Genomic DNA, 21,835 nt, shown 5'->3' with positions numbered 1-21,835 from the left:
GGTGATCGTCCGCTAATTCCGCCGCGTGAAAATTTCACCGCGACCGCCCTGGTGGGAGGCCATGCGGGTGCTCCGATGATGGCGGCAGCCGGTCGGGACGGCCTACCGTGGGAGCGCTCCCAACTACTGAGGAGGCGGAGGCCGTGCGCATCCACCGGGCCGTCGTGACCCTGCTCGTCGCCGCCGGCATGGCGGTCCCCACCGCCGCCGATCCCCCCTACAAGGACCCCGCGCTGCCCGTCGCCACCCGGGTCGCCGACCTCATGTCCCGCATGTCGCTCGACGAGAAGCTCGGCCAGATGACCCAGGCCGAACGCGGCTCCGTCAGCGCCGCCGACATCACCGCCTACCGGCTCGGCTCCGTCCTGTCCGGCGGCGGCTCCGCGCCCTCGCCCAACACCGCCGCCTCCTGGGCCGACATGTACGACAGGTTCCAGAACGCCGCCCTCGCCACCCCGCTCGGCATCCCCATCCTGTACGGGGTCGACGCCGTGCACGGGCACAACAACGTCCACGGCGCCACGATCTTCCCGCACAACGCCGGACTCGGCGCCACCCGCGACCCCGCCCTCGTCGAACGCATCGGCCGGGCCGTCGCCGAGGAGGTCACCGGCACCGGCGTCGACTGGAACTTCGCCCCCTGCCTCTGCGTCGCCCGCGACGACCGGTGGGGCAGGACGTACGAGTCCTTCGGCGAGACGCCCGAACTGCCCGCCGCGATGGCCACGCTCGTCACCGGCCTGCAGGACGGCCCCGCCTCCGTGCTCGCCACCGCCAAGCACTACCTCGGCGACGGCGGCACCGCGGGCGGCGACGACCAGGGCGACACCCGGCTGAGCGAGAGCGAGCTGCGGGCCGTGCACCTGCCGCCCTTCGAGGCCGCGATCGCCCGCGGCGTCGGCTCCGTCATGATCTCCTTCAGCAGCTGGAACGGCGTCAAGGTGCACGGCCACCAGTACCTGATCACCACCGTGCTCAAGGGCGAGCTCGGCTTCTCCGGATTCGTCGTGTCCGACTGGAACGGCGTCGACCAGATCGACGGCGCCCCCGGCCTGTCCGCCCAGGACGTGCGCACCGCGATCAACGCCGGGATCGACATGGTGATGGCCCCCACCGACTGGCGGCGCTTCATCGACCTGCTGCGCGCCGAGACCCAGGCCGGACGGGTCCCGCAGACGCGGATCGACGACGCCGTACGCCGCGTCCTCACCAAGAAGTTCGAGCAGGGCCTGTTCGAGAAGCCCCTCACCGACCGGTCCTACACCGCCACCGTCGGCAGCGCCGCCCACCGCGCCCTGGCCCGCGAGGCCGTCGCCAAGTCCCAGGTCGTGCTCAAGAACAGCGGCGGCGTGCTGCCGCTGCCCCGCGACGGCCGGATCTTCGTCGCCGGCAAGAGCGCCGACGACATCGGCTACCAGAGCGGCGGCTGGACCATCTCCTGGCAGGGCTCGCCCGGCGACATCACCCCCGGCACCACGATCCTGGACGGCATCAGGGACACCGGCGCCACCGTCGCCTACAGCCGCGACGGCCGCGGCGTCGACGGCTCCTACGACGTCGCCGTCGCCGTCGTCGGCGAGCCCCCGTACGCCGAGGGTGACGGCGACCGGCCCGGCGGCCTCGGCCTGGACTCCGAAGACCTCAACACGATCGCCACCCTGCGCGCCGCCGGCGTCCCGGTCGTCGTCGTGCTCGTCTCCGGCCGCCCGCTCGACGTCGCCGCGCACCTGTCCGGCTGGGACGGCCTCGTCGCCGCCTGGCTCCCCGGCACCGAGGGGAACGGCGTCGCCGACGTTCTGTTCGGCGCCGTCCAGCCCACCGGCAAACTGCCGTTCACGTGGATGAGCAGCTCCTCCCAGCAGCCCATCAACGCCGGCGACGGCAAGACACCGCTGTTCCCGTACGGGTTCGGCCTCACCTACGAGCCGGCCGGCGAGGACACCGACCCGCCCACCGCCCCCGGCGCTCCCTCCGCCTCCGCCGTCACCTCCTCCTCGGCCACCCTCACCTGGGCCGCCTCCACCGACGACGTGGCGGTGACCGCGTACGACGTGGTGCGCGTCCAGGGCGCCGCCGAGACGACCGTGGCCACCACCGCCGCCGCCACGGCCACCCTCACCGGACTCGCCCCCGCCACCGCCCACACCTTCGCCGTCTACGCCCGCGACGCCGCCGGCAACCGATCACCCCGCTCCGCCACGGTCACCGTCACCACCGCACCCTCGGGAGGCGGCGGCTGCTCGGTCACCCCGGCCGTGCAGAGCCAGTGGGACACCGGCTACGTCGTCCAGGCGAACGTCACCAACACCGGCACCGCCCCGCTCAACGGCTGGAGCGTCACCCTCACCCTGCCGCCCGGCCACCGCCTCACCGGCCACTGGAACGCCGTCCCCACCACCAGCGGGCAGACGGTCACCCTGCGCAACGCCGCGCACAACGCCACGCTCGGCCCGGGCGCGACCACGTCGTTCGGCTTCCAGGCCACCCGCCCCTCCGCCGACCCCGCCCTGCCCTCCGCCTACACCTGCGCCCCCTGACCCGGCTACCCGCCGCAGGGCGGGTCGTAGTCCAGGACCGGGGACACGTACTTCCTCCACAGCTCCGGCGTCATCGCGTGACCCGTCGACCCACACAGGAGCGCGAACGCGCGCTCCGGGTCGGCCTGCCAGAGCCGTACGGTGCCGTCCTGGCCGCCGCTGACGAGCACGTCGCCGCGCGGGCTGAACAGGACGGCGTTGACCGCGCCGTTGTGGCCCGTGACCGGGAGCCCGTGGGCGGAGGCGGCGGCGGGGGCGGAGGTGTCCCAGAGCCGGATCTGGCCGACCGCGCCGCTGGCGAGCAGCCTGCCGTCCGGGGCGAAGCTCACGCTGGAGACCACGCCGCCGGCGGGCAGCGGCCCCCCGACGGACTTCGGGGAGCCCGGCCGCGACAGGTCCCACAACCGGACCAGGTTGTCCCCGCCGCCGACGGCCAGCAGCGAGCGGGCGCTGACGTCCAGGGAGATGAGCGTCTGGTTCGTGGCCACCTGACCGGCCAGCGCGGGAACGGCTCCGTCGCCCGTCCGCCAGACGTGGACGGTGCCGAACACCTCGCTGCTGTAGACGTACGGCCCCCGGGGCGCGGCCGTCATGCTCTTGATCGGCAGCGGCTGCGCGCGCAGCTCACCCCCGAGCGCGGTGGGGCGGGCCGGGTCGCTCACGTCCCAGGCGCGCAGCGTGCCGGAGTAGCCGCCCTGGAGATCCATCGAGGCGGCGGCCAGGGTGTGCCCGGTGGCGTCGAAGGCCAGCGCGGAGATCATGGTGAGCTGCCTGCCGGGCGCCTCACCGAGATCCACCGGACGGGCCGGCGCGGAGACGTCCCACAGCCGTACGGAGCCGCCGCGGTTGCCCGTGGCCAGGATCGTCTTCCCGGACGTGCCCGGCCCTTGCCTGATCGCCAGCGCCTCCACGACGAACAAGGACTGCGGAAGCGCGCCGACCGGGGCCAGGCGCGCCGGGTCGGAGACGTCCCAGAGCGTGACGTGGAACCCGGAGGCCACCGCGAGCAGGCGGCCGTCGCCCGTGGTCGCCAGCGCGTTGACGGTCAGGCCGCCGCCCGTGACGGCCAGGGCCGGGGGCAGGGGCCAGAGCCGTACGGTGCTGTCGCCGCTGGCGCTGGCCAGCCTGCTTCCCGTGGCGTCGAACGCCAGGCTGCTGACGACGCTGGTGTGCCCGCGCAGCGGCGGGCCGAGCGTCCTGGCATGGGCCGGGGAGCCGGTGTTCCAGAGGTAGATGCTGCCCGAGTTGTCGCCGGAGGCCAGCACGCGCCCGTCGGGGCTGAAGGCGACCGCGCTCACCGTGGTCGACAGGAACAGGGTGTTGCTCACCTTCGGCCGCTTCCGGTCCGCGAGATCCCAGAGCAGCACACGGTTGTCGCCTCCGGCGGTGGCCATCACGTGCCCGTCAGGGGCGAACGCGACCTGGTGCACGACGCCTGCGTGCCCGCCCAGCTCGCCGCCCAGCGGGGCGGGCCGGGCCGGATCGGCCACGTCCCACAGCCGGGTCAGCAGCCTGCGCCGATCGCCCGGGCCGGTGCCCCCGGTGACCACGAGCGTGGCCCCGTCCGGGCTGAACGCGACGGACGTGACGCCCTCGCGCTCCCGGGACAGCACCGTGCTCAGCCGCCGGGGCCGCCGAGGATCCGCGACGTCCCACAGCTGCACGGTGCTGGCCGTGGTGCCGGGGGTGTCCGCCCTGGTGCCGAGGGCCAGGGTCCGTCCGTCGGGACCGAACCTCAGGCTCACCACCATGCCCTCCGACACGGTCACCGGGTCCGACAGCGCCACCGGGCGCCGGGGATCGGAGACGTCCAGGAGCCGGATGGTGCCGTCGGAGCCGCCGCGCGCCAGCAGGTCGCCTTCCGGGCTGTAGGCGAGCTGCTGCACGAAGACCCGCTCACCGGCGCTGAGCTCCTCGGTCAGCGGGGCCGGGCGGGCCGGGTCGGAGACGTTCCAGAGCCGCAGCCGCCTGGAGCCGGTCGCCAGGGTGCCGTCCCGGCCGAAGGCGACCACAGGGGAATGGGGGTAGTGGCCCGGCAGCGCGGTGGAGAGCACGGAACCCGCCTCCGTCATCAGCCGGGTGCGCAGGGCGGGCGTCGGCCGCATCCGATACGCGGTCAGGTCGAGCTGCGCGGCCAGCTCACCGTTGGTCTCACGCTGACGGTCGGCCTCCGCCGCGACCCGTTCGAAGATCGCGTTGTCGCGTTCGGCGACGGCGGCGCTCTGCTTGTCGAGGGCGAACACGGCCAGCCCCGAGGCGATCAGCGCGAGCACGCACACCGTGGCCACCGCCGCGCGCCGGATCCGGCGGCTGCGCCGCTCGTGCCGTTCGGAGGCGTCGACGAACTGCCTGACGAGGGGCGTGACCTCCGCGCGGCTCGCCGCCGCCGCCCAGCCGCGGGCCAGCTCCAGCCTGCTGCCCCGGTACAGGGCGGTGACGTCCTTGCGCCGGCCGCGTTCCCAGGCGACGGCTGCGTCCTCCACCTCCTGGCGGATCAGGGCGTTCGTCCCCTTCTCGCCCCGGCCGATCCAGTCGTCACGCAGCTTCGGCCAGGCCCACAGCAGCGCCTCATGGGTGATCTCGACGGTGACCGAGCCGCCCGCCCGCTCCACCCCCTGGCTGAGCAGCCGGGCGCGGGTGAACCGCTCGGCCGCTTCCTGCGCGCCCGCCGGGTCGGCGGCGGCCAGCATGAGGTCTTCCTGGGTCCGGCGGCGGCTGGTGACCTCGCCGTTCTCGCCGACCCTGACCAGAGCCAGGAACAGCGTCCGCGCCGCCTCCCGGGCGGCCGGTGACAGCTCCCCGAACTCCTCCTCCGCGCTGGCCGCGACCGCGCCGTCGATGCCGCCGGACGCGTGGTAGCCCTCCAGGGTCAGGGCATCGCCCTTACGGTTCAGCCACGTCACCCACAACGCGTGCGCGAGCAGCGGCAACCGCTCCGCCCTGTACGCGCCCTCGTACGGGCCCGCCGCGCCACGCAGGTCGCGCAGGATGACGTCGACCACGCCGGGCGCGAGCGACAGGCCGCTCCGCCTGGCCGGCTCCGTCACGGCCCGGCGCACCTCGTCGCCCGTCATCGCGCCGATGAACACCTGATGGTTCGCCAGCACGTCACGAAGATGGGAGAAGCCGGCGCACGAGCCGTAGAAGTCCGCGCGCAGCCCGTAGAGTCCCAGCGCGACAGGCTCCTCGGCGGCGGGCTGCTGGGCGGCGGGCTGCTGGGCGTCGGGCTGTTCGGCGCGGGGCTGCTGGGCGTCGGGCTGCTCCACGCCGGGCCGCTCCTCGCCGGGCCGCTCGGCGCGGGGCGCCGCCGTCGCGGTCAGGCGGGCGAGGGCGGCCACGAACCGGCGCCGCACCGACTCGTCCGGGCACAGCGTGAACAGCTCCTCCAGCTGGTCGACGACCAGGACGATCCTGCCGCCGGGCGGGAGCTTGAGCCGCTCGCGTATCAGAGCCGCCGGCCCGGCGGAGCCCTCCTCCAGCGCCGTCGCGACCCGCGCCTCCTCGGCCCCCGTCAGTGCCGCGAGCTTCGCCACGAGCTCCCCGAACGGATCGGCCGTGGGGGTGAGCACCAGTCGCGGCCAGTGCCGGGAGCCGGGCAGTTGCCCCCTGGCCAGCGCCGGAAGCACCCCGGCGTGCAGCAGCGACGACTTGCCCGCGCCCGAGGGCGCCACGACGGCCAGCGGGCTGCGGTCGGCAAGACACCGTTCGAGCCGGTCCATGACCCTGCTGACCAGCGCCTCCCGCCCGAAGAACCACTCGGCCTCGTCCCCGGTGAACGCGCGCAGCCCCGGGTACGGGCACGTTTCCCCCGCCGCCGGACGAAGCCCCGGTCGCTCCTGCACGCCGGCGGCGCGGGCCTGCTCCCAGCGCTTCTTCCACAGCTCGTGCTGGCTGCGCCACCAGGCGTGCCTCAGCTCGTAGGCGGGCGGGCTGCCGGCATGCTCCAGCAGCACACGGACCAGCGTCCACAACGGCACGAAATCCTGGGCGGCGCTGCCCCGGGTGAGCCAGTCGCTGACCGTCTGCGGGGTCAGCCTCGCCGCCGCCCGCTGTGCGATGAGCAGCTCGTTGGCCCGGTCGATCACGTCCCGGCGCCGCAGCCCCGGGGCACGCTCCCGGGCCGCCTCCTCCAGCGCCTTCAACGCCTCCCGCAACACCGCCCGCGCGGCAGGCAACTCCCCATCACCCGCCATACACGCAACCCCCCACGACGACCGCCCATCCGGTGGGTCCTGCCGGTCCGGTGGGTCCTGCCGGTCCGGCCCATCCGGCCCATCCGGCCCATCCGGTCGGTCCGGCCCATCTGGCCCATCCGGCGCGTCCGGACCGTCCGGCCGGACGGGCGCCGGAAGTGGCTCTGACCTGGGCCGGAAGGCTCCTCATCCGGCCCGTCCGGGAACCGTTGGCCGGATGCCGCCCCCACGATGAACTGGCACCCACCGCAGCCGATCCTCCGGCTGCCGAGCGCGGGAGGGACACCTCGATGAACCCTGCGGAATGGATGCTGGTGCCGATCGTCAGCCTGGCGTGCGTGGCCACGGCCGCCGTCCTCATGGTCTGGGTGGCCACCCGGGGATGCGCCTCGGCCGACCGCGCCCGCATCCTGCGAGCGATCGCCGAGGTGATCCGCGCGGTGTGGGGCAGGCGATGACACGCCAGGGCCGCGCGACAGCGACCCGTGAAACTGACGTCCAGCGTCAGACCACCCTTCGCCGACGACCCGGGCGACACCGCCGGCACCGAGATCTCCCGCAACCTTGATCACCACAAGGCAGGAAAATCGTAATGCACCGATCACACCCCGTGAGATGGAACGGCCGAACTGGCCTCACCCCCGCAGCTTCGGCCCGCATGTTCGCGGGCACGGCGGCACATCGGTGGGAGCGGGGGCAGGGATCAGCCGCCGGGGCCGGTCGGGTTCAGCGGCGCCATGTCACCGTGGCTCGGCAGGTCACCACGCTCCACCGGGGCCGGCGGCGGTGACGGCGTGCCCTCGGTGACGACCGGACGGGCGCCCTCGGCGGCCTCCCGCAGCACCGCACGGTCGACCCGCTCCACGTCGCCGATCAGCCGAAGGTGATGACGTTCGCCGACGGCCACGTACTCGTGCCTGCCCTCGTGCACCGCGTACCAGCCGTCGCCGTCCCGCTCGCACGTGCCCACGCACCGGTACGGGCCTCGGTCGACGCGCAACTCCACCTGCCCGCCCTCGGCCGAGGTGTAGAACGCGCCGAACCCCTTCTCGTTCACCACGCCGATCGACTGCTCGGCCAGCTCGTACCCGGGCAGCTCCACCAGGTAGATGAGATCCGGCGCCACCCCCTGCCCGAGCACCCGGTCCATCGTGGGGCCGCTCAACGCCGCCCCCTGCCCGCAAGCCGCCGTCACCAGGAGCAGCAACAGCACGGGAACCCATCGGCGCGACACACCCCGCAGTCTCCCCGCCCGACGACCAGACCGCCATCCTCCGTACGACCTTGTAATCAAATGCACAACCCAGGCGAAACCTCACCCCGGAAGGCGTCTCACCCCTGGGAGCGGGTCTGAGCGCGGGAAGGGGCCTCACCGCAACGGGGTGTTACCTCCAGGCGGAACCTCACCCCGAAAGGAGTGCCACCCCCGGAAGAAATCTGAGCGCGGGAAGGGGCCTTACCCCGACGGGGTCTTACCCCCCGGGCGGGGCCTCACCCCTCGGGCGGGGCCTCACCCCCCGGGAGGGGCCTGAGCGCCGGAAGGGGCCTCACGCGACGGGGTCTTACCAACAGACGGGGCCTCGCCCCCGGAGGGGCCAGCGCAGGGAGGGGCGTTACCCCGGGCGGGGCGCTATCCCGGGCGGGCCTTACCCCCCGATGGGGCCGTACCCCCGACGGGCCCGTACCCCGGAGGAGTCATACCCCCGGCGGGGCCTGTACCCCGGAGGAGCCAAACCCCCGGCGGGGCCTCACCTCGGGAGGGTGCGGCCTCAGCCTGGGCGGGTGCGGCGTCGGCGGGGCGGGCGGCGGCGCTCGTACGCGTGAAAGGCCAGCACGCACACCGCCAGTGCCGCCGCGAACGCCGGCAGCCACGCGACCCGCCACGCCACCCACCCGAACCCGTCCGGCACGGTGTGCAGCCCGGTCACCGCCGTCCCGGACTTCAGCGCAACGGCGGTGACCGCGATCATCGCCGTCTGATGCCACAGGAAGATCGTCATCGCGCCCAGGTTCACCAGCGCCACCCCCGCCCAGAGGCGCGGTCTTCGCAGCGCCCGCCGTAACGGCCCGGCCAGCAGCATCGTCGCCCCGCACTGCGCCAGCCCGAACGCGACCGCCGCCAGCGAAGGCGGGTCCAGGTTGGACACCGCCGCCCCCGGAACCCCCACCATCGCCGCCGGATACCCACCCCACCCGACCAGCCCCGCGGCCACCACCGCCCCGCCCGCCAGCAGCCCCCACCCGGCCGCCCGCCCGCGTGGCCGCCCCTGCGCCCAGGCCGCTCCCAGGCAGTACGGGACCAGCCACCCGCAGATCACGTTGACCCCTTCGGCCCACCCGGGCGCGGGATCGTTCAGGCCGTAGCGGACGAGGTCGCTCAGCGCTACGGCGGCGAGCGGCCACCACGGGCTGAGCCGGGCGGCAAGCGGCGTCAGCGCCGTCAGCAGCGCGAGCACCAGCAGGAACCACAGCGGCGACCACACCAGCTTGACCAGCGCCCACACGGTGTCCTGGTCGGCCCCGGCGGCGAGCATCGCGACGGCCGCCACCGCCCACACCGCCGCCACCACGACGACCGGCCGCGACAGCCGGGCCAGCCGAGGCCCCAGCCACTGCGTGTACGTGCCGCCCGCAGCGCGCGCCCGCACGTAGCCCTGGGTGCTCACGCGGCCCGCCACCAGGAAGAACACCGCCAGCGTCTGCAGCAGCCAGGTCAGCGGAGTGAGCTCCGGCAGCTGCTTGAGCGGGCTCGTCACCCGCAGCGTCCCGCTGTCGGCCACCACAGCGGTCACCAGCCAGTGCCCGAGCACCACCCCCAGGATCGCCAGCGCCCGCAACGCGTCGACCCCCCGGTCACGATCGGCCGGGGTGGCGTCGGCGATCCGCCGCACGAACCCTCGCGCCGGAGGCACACCGCCGCCCCCGCCACGGCTCTCACGACGGCCGGCCGAGGCGTCCTTGGCGACCCGTGGGACAAGCCCAAGCGTCCGCCGCCGCGCCGAGCCCGCGGCCGGCCCGCCAAGACGACGGCCTCCGGAGATCGGCGTCCCACCCTGCCGCCCGGACCGTCGGCCGGCAACAGGCGCACTTCCCGATGGGGGTGGAGACTGCGGGGTGGAGACGGAGAGGCCCGCTGGTGCCGGGGACCGGGTGCTCGCAGGCGGCAGGGCCGGGCGGGCTGGGAGGTCAGGCACGGGGAGCCTCGCCGGTGACGATGCGGGCGATGTTCGCCAGCGACACGGACCCCGCCTTGAGGTAATCGCTGTGACCCCCGTCGCCCGCCGCGAACACGCGGGCGCCGAACCCGGGCGTGACCGGGTCGGGGCCGAAGCCGAACGGGACGGGCAGGTGCGGGACGCGGCCGATCCAGTCGCCGCCGCCCCGGCCGGCCCACACGGTGGCCCGGGTGCGCAGATCCGTGACGTCGTCGGCTCCCGCGCCTGGGCTGCCGTAGAGGACGAGGTGGGCGACCTCCAGCCCGGGCGCCGCCCGCCCGCACACCACGGCGCCGTACGAGTGGCACAGCAGCGAGATCGTCGTGCCGGGTTTGACCCCCGCCAGCTTCCGCACGAACGTCCGCAACGCCGGTGCGGCTTCGTCGGCCAGGGCGGTGGTCAGGGTGTCGAGGCTGACGGTCCGGGGCGTCGCGTAGCCGAGCCAGGTGACCACGGCCCCGCCGTCGCCGAGCGCCTCCGCCAGTCGCCTCGCGCCGCCGCGCAGCAGCCCGTACTTGTCGAGGCTGGTGTCGGCGCCGGGCACCACCACGGCGATCCGCCGGGCGGCGGCCAGATCGCCGAACACCTCGACGACCCGGCCGCCGTCGCGCCCGTCGAAGGACAGGAACCGCCGTCCAGGATCCGCCATGACCCGCAGCGCCGCGGCCCGGCGCCGGTCGCCGTGGGCGGCGGCGGTGCGCTCGGCCGCCAGCACCTCCCGCCGGCCGGCGGCGTAGCGGGCCGCCAGACCCGCCGCGGTCGCGGTGAGCGGCGGCAGCGCGGCCGGGACGGGCGCGGGCACCGCGGACGGCCGGGCGGCGCCCGGCACCGGCACGGCTATGGCGGCGCCGACCAGCGCGGTGAGCAGAGGGCGGCGGATCCTGTTGACGTCGATCACGCCCACGACGTTGCCGCAGACCGGCCTCCCTCCACATCGGACCGTGGGTCCATTCCGGGGAGCCCCCGGCAGACCCAGGTAGTAAGACCGTGGTTCGATACACCGGCCCCGGCCAGGGGATTCGACCCTGACGGGGGCCCAGCCGGTGGAGGCCGTGCCGCCTCTGGGACTCGGGCCGGGCGACCACTGAGCGGTCCCCGGGGTCCGGCGCCCGCCCCTCGGACGGGATTGTCGGGGGGCTCCGGTAACGTCCCTGGTCCTGGCAAAGGGAGGAAGCCGATCATGAGTGAGTTGCAGGAGCAGGTCCAGGCGGCCGTCGACGACCTCGTCGAGTCGGGCGCCGAGCAGGGTGTCCAGGTCGCCGTCTACCGCGACGGCGAGCTGGTCGCCGACGCCGTCGCCGGGCTGGCCGACCCGGCCACCGGCAGGGCGGTCACGTCCGCCACGCCGTTCTACAACTTCTCCATCGGCAAGGGCGCCACCGCCGCCGTGGCCCACGTGCTCGCCGAGCGGGGACTGTTCACGTACGACACGCCCGTCGTGGAGCTGTGGCCCGAGTTCGGCGCCCACGGCAAGGAGGGCGTGACCGTGCGCCACGTGCTGACGCACTCGGCGGGGTTGCCCGGCGTGCCGCTCGACAGCACGCCCGAGGACATGTGCGACTGGGACAAGATGGTCGCCGCGCTGGAGGACGCCGAGTTGTGGTGGGAGCCCGGCACCCAGGTCGGCTACCACGCCTACACGTTCGGCTACCTCGTGGGCGAGATCGTCCGCCGGGCCACCGGCAAGCCGATCTCCCAAGTGCTGCTGGAGGAGGTCGCGGGGCCGCTCGGCGTGGGCGACGAGCTCTACTTCGGCATGCCGCGCGCCGAGCATGGCAGGCTGGCCGTGCTGGAGGACGCGCCCATGGACATGTCGGCCTTCGGTGACATGCCTGACGATCTGCCGATGTTCAAGGCGGGGCCGATGTCGCTGTTCCCGACCGCCGCGCTCGGCAGCCGGGAGGACTACCTCACCGCCGACATCCCGGCCGGAGGCAAGACGACCGCCCGCGCGATCGCCCGCCTCTACGCCGCGCTGCTCGGCGACGTCGACGGCGTGCGGCTGATCAGCCCCGAACGGCTGCGCGAGGTCACCACGGTGACGGCCAGCGGCCCCGACGCGGTGTTCGGCAACCCGTCGGCCTGGGGGCTCGGCTACGCCGTCGGCCACCCGGCGTCCACCGCCGAGCAGACGCCGACCTGGTTCGGCATGGCCGGAGCGGGCGGCAGCGCCGCCTACGCCGACACGGCCACCGGCACCGTCATCGCCCTGACCAAGAACCGCCTGACCGCCGACTTCGCCGCCTACGAGCGCATCAGCGAGATCGTCACCAAGACGACCTCCTGACCCTGCGACGGGGCGGCGTGTGCGGCCCGCGCGCTGAGCCACCCGGCGGCCGGGCGTCGTACGCGCGTGTCGTCGCCCGGGGGCGCGACTCCCCGGACGGTGTGGCCCGTGGGCGTGTGACCCCGTGAGGGGCGACCCAGCGGAGCGTGTGCCACGTCGCCCGGGGGGTACGCGACCCCGGGGCGGCATGACTTGGGGCCGCGCGTGACCCCGTGGTGCGTGACCGACGGCGCGCGGGGCGGAACCCGCGCGAGGCGAAACGCGTACGGGGCGGAACCTGCGGCGGGCGGAACGCGTACGGGAGGAGAATCTGCACGTGGGCGCCCCCGCGGTGGGCGGGGTGGGGTGGGGCGCGGTACGGTCCCTGTTGACCTCGCGCGCATCCGGGCGAGACGGGTGCGCGCGCGTGAAGCACGAGCCGGCACCGCCCGAGGAGTTCGCGTGTATTTGCTGACCAACCCCGTCAAGGACTATCCCTGGGGATCCCGTACGGACCTGGCCGGGCTCACCGGCAGGCCCGTGCCCTCTCCCGGTCCCGAGGCGGAGATGTGGCTCGGCGCCCATCCATCGGGCTCGTCGGTGCTGGCCGAGGAGGGGCGCAGCCTGGCCGACGCGGTCGCCGCCGACCCCGCCGGGATGCTCGGAGAGGCGGCGCTCGGCCGGTTCGGGGAGCGGCTGCCGTACCTGATGAAGCTCATCGCCGTCGAGGCGCCGCTGTCGCTGCAGGTGCACCCGTCGGCGGAGCAGGCGGCCGACGGGCACGGCCGCGGCGTCTACGGCGACCCGTGGCCCAAGCCGGAGCTGATCCGGGCGCTGACGCCGTTCACCGCGCTGGCCGGGTTCCGCGACAGTGAGCAGTCGGCCATGCTCATCGACCGGCTGGGCGTGCGCGGGCTGAAGGACGTGGTGGCGCTGCTGTCGGCGGGGTCGCCGCTGGAGGCGCTGGCCGCGCTGCTGGCCGCGGGTGACGTGGCCGAGCAGGCCGGGTGGTCCGCCTCGGCGGTTCACCAGCCGGACTACGCGCTGGTGGCGCGGCTCGCGCGGCAGTACCCGGGCGACCCGGCCTGCCTGGCGCCGCTGCTGCTCCAGCGGCACGAACTGGAGCCCGGGCAGGCGCTCTTCCTGGAGGCGGGCGTGCTGCACTGCTACCTCAGGGGCTTCGGGGTGGAGATCATGGGCAGCTCCGACAACGTCATGCGCGCCGGGCTGACGTCCAAGCCGCTCAACGTGCCGGAGCTGCTGCACATCACCCATCCGGCGCGGGTGCCGCACCCTCTGGAGGCGGGCGCGGACGGCGTCTACGCCACGTCGGCGGAGGAGTTCCGGCTGCGGCAGCTCACCGGCGGCGAGTGGCGGCTCGCGGGCGGCTCGCCGCGCATCGTGCTGTGCACGGACGGGTCCGTGACGGTCGGCGGGCGGCGGCTGGTCGCGGGCGAGTCGGTGTTCCTCCCGGCCGCCGACGGCGACGTGGTGGCGCACGCCAACGGCCTCGCCTTCTGCGCCGAGCCCGCCCTCTGACCGCTCCAGCAGCTCCGGCAGCTCCAGCCGGACAGCGCCGCGGGGCGAGACGAGAACGAGCTCGTCCCGCCCCGCGCGTCCACGAGCGGAGGCGAGCGGGCGCGGTCAGCAAGGGCGGTCGATGACGAACGCCGGCGGGTTCGACCCGGGCGGCTCGGGTGAGCTTCGCACGCAGCGGGAGCCCGTCGGCGACGACTGGATCGTCTGGGAGGCGGAGGAGTCCTCCGTGAGCCTGGACTGATCCGCCTGCTGGTCACCGGCGAGCGCTTCGACCGGAACCCCGTCTACGGCGGCCCGCGTGACGACGTCACCCCCAAGGGGGTGGGCGGTCAGGTGGGTTCGGTGAGGACGCGCTGGGCGACGGCGAAGGCGGCGTTGGCCGCCGGGACGCCGCAGTAGATCGCTGTCTGCAGCAGCACCTCGCCGATCTCGTCCGGCGTCAGCCCGTTGCGCAGCGCCGCCCGCACGTGCATGGCCAGCTCCTCCAGGTGGCCGTGGGCGACGAGCGCGGTGAGGGTGATGCAGCTGCGGGTGCGGCGGTCGAGGCCGGGGCGCGTCCAGATCTCGCCCCACGCGTAGCGGGTGATCAGGTCCTGGAAGTCCCGGGTGAAGCCGGTGGTGCGGGCGATCGCCCGGTCGACGTGCGCGTCGCCGAGCACTTCGCGCCGCACCCGCATACCGGGCCCGGTGGACCCAGTGGACCCGGCGGGCACGGCAGGCAGGTGGGTGAGCAGTGCGGCGGTGACGGCCTCGGGCCGGTCGGCGGTGGCCAGGTGGGCCGCGCCGGGAACCTCCACGAGCGTCGCGTCCGCGATGCCGTCGGCGAGCAGCCGGGCGTGCTCCGGCGGCGTCGCCGGGTCCTGCCGCCCGGCCAGCACCAGCGTGGGGACGGCGATCCGCCCGAGCTCGCCGCGTACGTCGTAGCCGGCCAGCGCGTCGCAGCAGGCGGCGTACGCCTCCGGGTCGGCCCCGGCCAGGTCGTCCAGCAGCCCCTGGTCGGGAGGCCCGGCGAACCAGCGCCGGGCGGTGGCCTCCAGCAGCGGCCCGGTGCCCTGCTCCCGCACCAGGGCCGCCCGGTCGCGCCACCCCTGCGGCTCGCCGAAGCGGGCCGACGAGCACACCAGGGCCAGCGACCGCACCCTGCCGGGATGGCCGATCGCCAGGGTGGCGCCGATCGCCCCGCCGATGGACACGCCCGCGTAGTGGAAGCTCTCCCACCCCTGGCCGGCGGCCGTGCGGACGACGAGCGCGGCCAGGTCGTCCATCGTGCGGGCGTCCTGGCGGGGCGAGCCGCCGTGGCCGGGCAGCTCGTACCTGAGCACGCGGAACGTGCGCGCCAGCGCGGCCACCTGCGGCTGCCACACCTTCGCCGAGGTGCCCAGCGAGGGGCCGAGCACCAGCGGCTCGCCGCCCTCGGGGCCGTCGAGCGTGTACTGCAGCAAGATCACTCCTCTTCCAGCGCCCTGTCGACCAGCGCGCCCGCCGACCCGGGCGCGCGGTCCAGGGGGTGTACGTCGGGCACGCGCAGGTTGGCGCGCATGCGCTCGGGGTGCACGCGCAGGTCGGCGACCAGCTCGGCGGCGTCGCGGGAGGCTCCGGCCACCAGGCGGATCGTCTCGCGCAGCGGCTGCCATTCGGCGTGCCAGGCCCCGGCGGGGCGTTCGTCCTCGGCGGCGAGGGAGCCGTACAGGATCGACGCCAGCGCGGGCGCCTGACGCGCGGCGGCGGCGATCATGGTGGCGCGTACCGGGTTGTGCTTGTGCGGCATGGACGACGAGCCGCCGCCGACGCCTTCCGACAGCTCGCCGATCTCGGTGCGTGACAGCACCAGCACGTCCGCCGCGACCTTGCCGAGCGCGCCCGCCGTGAACGCCAGTGCCCCGGCCAGGTCGGCGACCGGCGTCCGCAGCACGTGCCAGGGGAGCGGCGGCTCGGCCAGCCCCACCTCCCGGGCGAACCGGGCCACCAGCAGCAACCCGACGTCCGGCCGGCCGGCGTCCTGCGGGTGGAAGGCGGCCAGGGTGCCGGCGGCGCCGCCGAGCTGGGCCGGGAGGGCCTCGCGGGCGGCGCGCAGGCGGTGGCGGGCGTCGGCGGCGAGCTTGCGCCAGCCGGCCGCCTTGAGTCCGAACGTGGTGGGCACCGCCTGCTGGGTGAGGGTGCGCGCGGCCATGACCGTGTCGCGGTGGGCCGCCGCGAGCGCGCCCAGCCCGGCGATCACCCGGCCGAGGTCGGCCAGGACGGGGCCGAGCGCGCGGGAGGCCGTCAGCATGAGGGCGGTGTCGAGGATGTCCTGGCTGGTGGCGCCCCGGTGGACGTGTTCGCCGTGCGGGTGGGCGGCCCGGCGCAGGTCCTCGACGAGCGGGATGACGGGGTTGCCGCCGGAGCGGGCGCGTACGACGAGCGAGGGCAGGTCGAAGGCGGCGGCGCGGGCGGCGGCGGTGACGGCGTCGGCGGCCGGGGCCGGGACCAGCCCGAGCGCGGCCTGCGCCCGGGTGAGCGCGGCCTCGGCGTCGAGCATGGCTCCCAGCAGCGCCGCGTCACCGGTCGCCGCCACCGCCGCCCGCATCGGCGCCAGCAGCCCGAGATCCGCGCCCGGATCGTCCCCATACCCCGGGGAGCCGTCAGCCGAAGTCCCGTCAGCCGAAGTCAAGGAAGACCGTCTCCTTCTCGCCCTGCAGGTGGATGTCGAACCGGTGGACGCCCTCCCGCTCCCGGACCGCCATCAGCGTGTGGCGCCGCTGCGGGGGCACCGTGTCCAGGAACGGGTCCTGCCCGAAATAGATCCTGGTGAACAGGTGGTGCAGCAGCCCGCGGGCGAACACGCACACGCTGATGTACCCGTTGCCGGGCATGACCGTGCGCAGCGTCCAGCGGCCGTCGGCGTCGGTGGCGACGCGGCCGAAGCCGGTGAAGTCGACGCCGTGCCTGCCGATGACGCTCCCGTCGACGGGGTCGCGCCGCAGCGTGCCGGGCGCGCCGCGCAGCTCGCCGGAGGCGTCGGCCTGCCAGAACTCCAGCAGCGCGTCGGGCACCGGGTCCCCGGCGCCGTCGTGGACGTACCCGTGGACGGTGATCCCGGCCGGGTCGGAGGGTGCGGCGAGGTCGCCGCCGCCGGGGAAGGGCAGCGCGTAGCCGTAGAACGGGCCGACGGTCTGCGAGGGGGTGGGGTTCATCGGCCTTCCTCCATCCAGGTCGCGGCGGGCCCGTCGAGCACGATGTCCCACCGGTAGCCGAGCGACCACTCCGGCTGGGACAGCTCGTGCGCGTAGGCGGCGACGAGCCGCTGCCGGGCGCGCTCGTCGGTCACCGAGTTGAGGATCGGGTCGTACGGGAAGAGCGGGTCGCCGGGGAAGTACATCTGCGTGACGAGCCGCTGCGTGAACGCCACGCCGAACAGCGAGAAGTGGATGTGCGCCGGACGCCAGGCGTTGACGTGGTTGCGCCACGGGTACGCGCCGGGCTTGATCGTGGTGAACGCGTAGCGGCCCTCGTCGTCGGTGAGGCAGCGGCCGACGCCGGTGAAGTTCGGGTCGAGCGGCGCGGGGTGGTCGTCGCGCTGGTGCCGGTAGCGGCCGGAGGCGTTGGCCTGCCACACCTCGACGAGCTGGCCGCGCACGGGCCTGCCGTCGCGGTCGAGCACCCGGCCCTGGACGGTGATGCGCTCGCCGAGGGGCTCGCCGAGGTGCTGCCTGGTGAGGTCGGCGTCGAGGGCGGTGACGTCGGTGACGCCGAACACCGGGCCGCTCAGCTCGGCCGCGTCGGGGTCCTTGACGGAGATCAGCGGCTGCTTGGGGTGGCGCAGCACGCTGCTGCGGTAGGGGGCGAAGTCACGGTCGGGGTGGCCGCTGGGGGGCCCGGCGGGGGCCTCGCGCAGCTCACGGTCGATGTCGGCCTGCGTGAGGGGCTGGGTCATGTCGCTCACCTTTCGAGGACGACGGCCAGGCCCTGGCCGACGCCGATGCAGAGGGTGGCCAGGCCGGTGCCCGATCCGGCGGCGGCCAGCCGGTGGGCGACGGCGCCGGTGACGCGGGCGCCGGAGGCGCCGAGGGGGTGGCCGAGGGCGATCGCGCCGCCGGAGGGGTTGACGATCGCCGGGTCGAGGTCCGGCATGAGCGCGAGGCAGCCGAGCGCCTGGGCGGCGAACGCCTCGTTCAGCTCGGCGGTGGCCAGGTCGCCGGCGTCCTTGCCGGCCTTGGCCAGGGCCCGGCGGCTCGCTTCGACGGGGCCGAGACCGAACAGGCGGGGTTCGAGCGCGCTGGCGGCGGTGGCGGTGATGCGGGCGAGCGGTTCGCGGCCGCGCAGCCCGTCCTCGTCGGTGAGCAGCAGGGCCGCCGCGCCGTCGCTGAGCGGCGAGGAGTTGCCGGCGGTGACGGTGCCGCCCGCGCGGAAGGCGGGCTTGAGCCGGGCCAGGGCCTCGGGCGAGGTGTCGTCGCGGATGCCCTCGTCGCGGTCGAGCCCGGCGATCGGCACGATCTCCCGTTCGAACGACGCCGCGGCGGCCTTGCGGTGGCTGGCCAGCGCGAACGCGTCCTGCTCGGTCCGGCCGATGCCCTGCTGATCGGCGATGAGCTCGGCGCCCTCGCCGAGCGGGACGGTGTGCTCGGCGGGCATCGCCGGGTTGACCAGCCGCCAGCCGAGCGTGGTCGACACGAGCTCCTGCGGCCCGGCGGGGAAGGCCCGCTCGGGCTTGGGCAGCACCCAGGGGGCGCGGGTCATCGACTCGACGCCGCCCGCGATCACTGTGGAGGCGTCGCCGAGGGCGATCATCCGGTACGCCTGGATGACGGCCTCCATGCCGGAGCCGCACAGCCGGTTGACGGTCACGCCGGGCGTGGTCACGGGCAGCCCGGCCAGCAGCGCGGCCATCCGGGCGACGTTGCGGTTCTCCTCGCCGGCGCCGTTGGCGTTGCCGAGCACCACCTCGTCGGCGCTCTCCTGCCCGGTCCGCTCGGCCAGCGCCCTGACGGCGTGCGCCGCCAGGTCGTCGGGGCGGATCCCGGACAGCGCGCCGCCGTGGCGCCCGAACGGCGTGCGGACGGCGTCCACCACGTAGACGGTCCTCATACGCTCACCTCCGCGTCCGTACGGTCCAGCAGTTCGGCCACGCTCACGCCCGGCGCGGTCTCCACCAGGGCCAGCCCGTCGCCGGTGACGTCGAGGACGCCCAGGTCGGTGATGATCCGGTGCACGCAGCGGCTGCCGGTCAGCGGCAGCGAGCACTCGGTGACGATCTTCGGCGAGCCGTCCTTGGCCGTGTGGTCCATGATGACGACGACCCTGCGGGCGCCGTGCACCAGGTCCATCGCCCCGCCCATGCCCTTGACGAGCCTGCCGGGCACCATCCAGTTGGCCAGGTCGCCGCGGGCCGACACCTGCATGGCGCCGAGGACGGCCACGTCGATGTGGCCGCCGCGGATCATGCCGAACGACAGCGCGGAGTCGAAGAACGACGCGCCGGGCCGCACGGTGACCGTCTCCTTGCCCGCGTTGATCAGGTCGGGGTCGACGGCGTCGGGCGCGGGGTAGGGGCCGACGCCGAGGACGCCGTTCTCCGAGTGCAGGACCACGTCGACGTCCGGCGGCAGGAAGGACGGGATGCGGGTGGGCAGCCCGATGCCGAGGTTGACGTAGTCGCCGTCGCGCAGCTCGGCCGCCGCGCGGGCGACCATCTCGTCACGGCTCCAGCTCATGAGGTGACCGTCCGCTTCTCGATGCCCTTGTCGGCGGCCTGTTCGGGGGTGAGGGGCACGACCCGCTGGACGAAGACGCCCGGCAGGTGCACCTCGTCGGGGTCGAGCTCGGTCAGCTCCTCGACCTCGGCGATCGTGACGCGGCCGGCCATCGCGGCCAGCGGGTTGAAGTTGCGCGCGGACTTGGCGAACACCAGGTTGCCGTGCCGGTCGCCCCTGGCCGCGCGCACCAGCGCGTAGTCGGTGGTGATCGCGCGTTCGAGCACGTACGGGACGCCGTCGAACTCGCGGACCTCCTTGGGCGGCGAGGCGACGGCCACCGACCCGTCGGGGGCGTGGCGCAGCGGCAGGCCGCCGTCGGCGACGGGGGTGCCGACGCCGGCGGGCGTGTAGAAGGCGGGGATGCCGGCGCCGCCCGCGCGCAGCCGCTCGGCGAGGCTGCCCTGCGGGGTCAGCTCGACCTCGAGCTCGCCGCCCAGGTACTGGCGGGCGAACTCCTTGTTGTCGCCGATGTAGGAGGCGGTGACGCGGGCGATGCGGCGGGCCGCGAGCAGCAGGCCGAGCCCGCCGCCGTCGACGCCGCAGTTGTTGGACACGACGCTGACGCCGCTCACGCCGCGGTCGTAGAGGGCCTGGATCAGCACGCTGGGGATGCCGCTGAGGCCGAAGCCGCCGACGGCGAACGACGCGCCGTCGCGCACGTCGGCCAGCGCCTCCTCGGCCGTGGCGATCACCTTGTCTCTCCGCACGGGACTCCGTTCGGGTGTTCGCTAGATGAACTTAAGTTCACTATCGTGGACGAGTATGCGCACCCGGGGGCGTTCCTGTCAAAGTGCCTCCAACGATCGAGGAGTGGTGGATGGAACCGGCTGGAACCCTGGAACGCGGGCTCGCCGTGCTGCGCGTGCTGGCCGCCGAGCCGAGGCGGACGCGCGCCACCGACCTGGTGCGCGTCACCGGCCTGGCCCGCTCCACGGTCGACCGCGTGCTGTCCACGCTGGCCCGCCTCGGCTACGTGCGGATGGAGGAGCGCGACGTGCTGCTCGCGCCGCCGCTGATGGAGCTGGGGGAGGCGTACCTGACGGCGAGCGGCCTGCCCGCCGCGCTCGGCCCGCACGCCGAGCGGCTGGCCGGCGAGCTGGAGGAGTCGGTGTCACTGTCCGTGCGCGACGGCGACGGGGTGCGCTTCGTCGGGCAGCACACCCGGCGGCGCACGATGTCGGTCGCCTTCCGGGTGGGCGACCTGCTGCCCGCCGGGCGCTGCGCCGCCGGGCTGGTCTTCCTCGACCCCCGGGCGCCGTACACGGTGGACGACCAGCTCATCGAGCCGGGGCTGATCGCGGTCGCGATGCCCGTGCGCGGCCCCGGCGGCGAGGTGGCGTGCGCGCTCAGCGTCGTCAGCCACACCAGCAGGCACACCGCCGCCGGGCTGGCCGAGCACGCGCTGCCGAGCATGCGGGCGACGGCGGCGCGGATGGAGGCGGCGCTGGCCGAGCAGACCGGGCCGCCGCCGCCCGCCGGTCCGCCCCCGGGCGCCGCCGATCCCACGCGCGCGGTCAAGGACGAGCTGGGCGCCGGCTACCTGCAGTCGCTGGCGCGCGGGCTGGCCGTGCTGGCCGCGTTCGGGACGGGGCCCGGCGGGCTGAGCCTGGCCGCCGTCGCCAAGATCACCGGCCTGCCGCGCGCCACCGCCCGCCGCGCACTGCTCACGCTCGAACGGCTCGGCTACGTGGCCGAGCGCGAGGGCCGCTTCACGCCACTGCCGAAGGTGCTGGAGCTGGGCTACGCGCACCTGTCCGGCCGCACGCTGGGCGAGATCGTCCAGCCGCACCTGGCCGACCTGGTCGCGCGCGTGCGCCAGTCGGCGTCCGTCGCGGTGCTGTCGGGCGACGACGTCCTGTACGTGGCGCGCGTGCCCACGGTGAGCATCATGAGCGTCGACATCACCGTCGGCACCCGCTTCCCCGCCTACGCGACCTCGATGGGCCGGGTGCTGCTGGCCGGGCTGCCGGAGGAGAGCCTGGCCGCGATCGCGCCGCCCCGGCGGCTGACCCGGCACACCGTCGCCTCGCCCGGGGAGCTGGCCGAGGCGGTGCGCCGGGCGGCCAAGGACGGCTACGCCCTCGTCGACCAGGAGCTGGAGGAGGGCGTGCGGTCGATCGCGGTGCCGGTGCGCGGGCGGGACGGCCGGGTCGTCGCGGCCGTCAACGTCGCCACCCACGCCAGCCGCGCCACCCCCGCCGACCTGGTCCGCGACCTGCTGCCCGCGCTCACCGAGGCGGCCGCCAGGATGGAGGCCGACCTGGCCCACGTGCGGGCGCCCTCGTCCTGGCGCTGAACGGGCGGGGTTGTACCGCCGCACCGGTCCCTCTATAGTCTGGCTGACACTATCGGC

General features: G+C 74.9%; 16 protein-coding genes. 5 read left to right on the top strand and 11 right to left on the bottom strand.

Going from position 1 to position 21,835, the window contains the following annotated elements; all coding sequences use genetic code 11:
- The first annotated feature begins 143 nt into the window (after window positions 1-143).
- Entirely contained in the window at window positions 144-2,537 is a 2,394-nt protein-coding gene (locus ACBI99_RS21395) for a glycoside hydrolase family 3 N-terminal domain-containing protein (protein ID WP_375073220.1), read from the top strand.
- A 5-nt stretch (window positions 2,538-2,542) separates the two neighbouring features.
- Here the strand turns inward: ACBI99_RS21395 and ACBI99_RS21390 are convergent, their stop codons facing one another.
- On the bottom strand, window positions 2,543-6,730 hold the full coding sequence (locus ACBI99_RS21390; RefSeq protein ID WP_375073219.1) for a hypothetical protein: 4,188 nt from the start codon (window positions 6,728-6,730) through the stop codon (window positions 2,543-2,545).
- A 290-nt stretch (window positions 6,731-7,020) separates the two neighbouring features.
- Between ACBI99_RS21390 and ACBI99_RS21385 the strand changes: the two genes are divergently transcribed.
- Window positions 7,021-7,188, top strand: a complete 168-nt coding sequence (locus ACBI99_RS21385; RefSeq protein ID WP_375073218.1) for a hypothetical protein — start codon at window positions 7,021-7,023, stop codon at window positions 7,186-7,188.
- A 245-nt stretch (window positions 7,189-7,433) separates the two neighbouring features.
- Here the strand turns inward: ACBI99_RS21385 and ACBI99_RS21380 are convergent, their stop codons facing one another.
- From ACBI99_RS21380 to ACBI99_RS21370, 3 genes are all read right to left on the bottom strand, one after another.
- Window positions 7,434-7,943, bottom strand: a complete 510-nt coding sequence (locus ACBI99_RS21380; protein ID WP_219507299.1) for a hypothetical protein — start codon at window positions 7,941-7,943, stop codon at window positions 7,434-7,436.
- Between the two features lie 556 nt (window positions 7,944-8,499).
- Complete coding sequence (locus ACBI99_RS21375; RefSeq protein WP_375073217.1) at window positions 8,500-9,642, bottom strand: acyltransferase; 1,143 nt, start codon at window positions 9,640-9,642, stop codon at window positions 8,500-8,502.
- Window positions 9,643-9,916: 274 nt separating this feature from the next.
- Window positions 9,917-10,843 (bottom strand): alpha/beta hydrolase, encoded by a 927-nt coding sequence (locus ACBI99_RS21370; RefSeq protein ID WP_375073216.1) that lies wholly within the window; start codon window positions 10,841-10,843, stop codon window positions 9,917-9,919.
- Between the two features lie 282 nt (window positions 10,844-11,125).
- Between ACBI99_RS21370 and ACBI99_RS21365 the strand changes: the two genes are divergently transcribed.
- Together ACBI99_RS21365 and manA are read left to right on the top strand one after the other, a co-directional pair.
- Entirely contained in the window at window positions 11,126-12,232 is a 1,107-nt protein-coding gene (locus ACBI99_RS21365) for a serine hydrolase domain-containing protein (protein ID WP_375073215.1), read from the top strand.
- A gap of 441 nt (window positions 12,233-12,673) precedes the next feature.
- Window positions 12,674-13,750 carry a mannose-6-phosphate isomerase, class I gene (gene manA / locus ACBI99_RS21360; protein ID WP_375073214.1) on the top strand — a complete coding sequence of 359 codons (1,077 nt, stop codon included), beginning with the start codon at window positions 12,674-12,676 and terminating at the stop codon, window positions 13,748-13,750.
- 329 nt (window positions 13,751-14,079) lie between these two features.
- Here the strand turns inward: manA and pcaC are convergent, their stop codons facing one another.
- The 7 genes from pcaC to ACBI99_RS21325 are packed head-to-tail and all read right to left on the bottom strand — an operon-like array spanning window position 14,080 to window position 20,189.
- The gene (gene pcaC / locus ACBI99_RS21355) at window positions 14,080-15,192 is read right to left on the bottom strand and encodes a 4-carboxymuconolactone decarboxylase (protein WP_357589856.1); all 1,113 of its coding nucleotides are present in this window, start codon (window positions 15,190-15,192) and stop codon (window positions 14,080-14,082) included.
- 2 nt (window positions 15,193-15,194) lie between these two features.
- Window positions 15,195-16,400: a 3-carboxy-cis,cis-muconate cycloisomerase gene (gene pcaB, locus ACBI99_RS21350; protein ID WP_375073212.1), complete on the bottom strand. Its 1,206-nt coding sequence runs from the start codon at window positions 16,398-16,400 to the stop codon at window positions 15,195-15,197.
- Window positions 16,387-16,923: a protocatechuate 3,4-dioxygenase subunit alpha gene (gene pcaG / locus ACBI99_RS21345; RefSeq protein WP_357589860.1), complete on the bottom strand. Its 537-nt coding sequence runs from the start codon at window positions 16,921-16,923 to the stop codon at window positions 16,387-16,389. Before pcaG ends, pcaB begins: the two co-directional genes overlap by 14 nt.
- Window positions 16,920-17,663, bottom strand: a complete 744-nt coding sequence (pcaH, locus tag ACBI99_RS21340) for a protocatechuate 3,4-dioxygenase subunit beta (protein ID WP_375073211.1) — start codon at window positions 17,661-17,663, stop codon at window positions 16,920-16,922. The genes pcaG and pcaH overlap by 4 nt, the downstream gene beginning before the upstream one ends.
- A 5-nt stretch (window positions 17,664-17,668) precedes the next feature.
- Window positions 17,669-18,814, bottom strand: coding sequence for a thiolase family protein (locus ACBI99_RS21335; protein WP_375073209.1), 1,146 nt, complete (start codon window positions 18,812-18,814; stop codon window positions 17,669-17,671).
- Window positions 18,811-19,440 carry a CoA transferase subunit B gene (locus tag ACBI99_RS21330; RefSeq protein ID WP_219510499.1) on the bottom strand — a complete coding sequence of 210 codons (630 nt, stop codon included), beginning with the start codon at window positions 19,438-19,440 and terminating at the stop codon, window positions 18,811-18,813. The genes ACBI99_RS21335 and ACBI99_RS21330 overlap by 4 nt, the downstream gene beginning before the upstream one ends.
- Window positions 19,437-20,189: a CoA transferase subunit A gene (locus tag ACBI99_RS21325; RefSeq protein ID WP_357589868.1), complete on the bottom strand. Its 753-nt coding sequence runs from the start codon at window positions 20,187-20,189 to the stop codon at window positions 19,437-19,439. The genes ACBI99_RS21330 and ACBI99_RS21325 overlap by 4 nt, the downstream gene beginning before the upstream one ends.
- A 110-nt stretch (window positions 20,190-20,299) precedes the next feature.
- Here ACBI99_RS21325 and ACBI99_RS21320 point away from each other — a divergent pair, with 110 nt between their 5' ends.
- Complete coding sequence (locus tag ACBI99_RS21320; RefSeq protein ID WP_375073207.1) at window positions 20,300-21,778, top strand: IclR family transcriptional regulator C-terminal domain-containing protein; 1,479 nt, start codon at window positions 20,300-20,302, stop codon at window positions 21,776-21,778.
- Window positions 21,779-21,835 lie beyond the last annotated feature (57 nt).

The sequence above is a fragment of the Nonomuraea sp. ATR24 genome (assembly GCF_041950485.1).
Taxonomy (GTDB): Bacteria; Actinomycetota; Actinomycetes; order Streptosporangiales; family Streptosporangiaceae; genus Nonomuraea; species Nonomuraea ceibae.
This window is presented reverse-complemented; position numbering and strand designations above follow the sequence as displayed.

Excerpts from the sequence above, each read along its gene's own strand:
- ACBI99_RS21365 (WP_375073215.1), top strand. The coding sequence starts at position 11,126 with ATGAGTGAGTTGCAGGAGCAGGTCCAGGCGGCCGTCGACGACCTCGTC.
- pcaG (WP_357589860.1), bottom strand. The coding sequence starts at position 16,923 with ATGAACCCCACCCCCTCGCAGACCGTCGGCCCGTTCTACGGCTACGCG.
- ACBI99_RS21335 (WP_375073209.1), bottom strand. The coding sequence starts at position 18,814 with ATGAGGACCGTCTACGTGGTGGACGCCGTCCGCACGCCGTTCGGGCGC.
- ACBI99_RS21330 (WP_219510499.1), bottom strand. The coding sequence starts at position 19,440 with ATGAGCTGGAGCCGTGACGAGATGGTCGCCCGCGCGGCGGCCGAGCTG.
- ACBI99_RS21390 (WP_375073219.1), bottom strand. The coding sequence starts at position 6,730 with ATGGCGGGTGATGGGGAGTTGCCTGCCGCGCGGGCGGTGTTGCGGGAG.
- ACBI99_RS21320 (WP_375073207.1), top strand. The coding sequence starts at position 20,300 with ATGGAACCGGCTGGAACCCTGGAACGCGGGCTCGCCGTGCTGCGCGTG.
- ACBI99_RS21385 (WP_375073218.1), top strand. The coding sequence starts at position 7,021 with ATGAACCCTGCGGAATGGATGCTGGTGCCGATCGTCAGCCTGGCGTGC.
- pcaH (WP_375073211.1), bottom strand. The coding sequence starts at position 17,663 with ATGACCCAGCCCCTCACGCAGGCCGACATCGACCGTGAGCTGCGCGAG.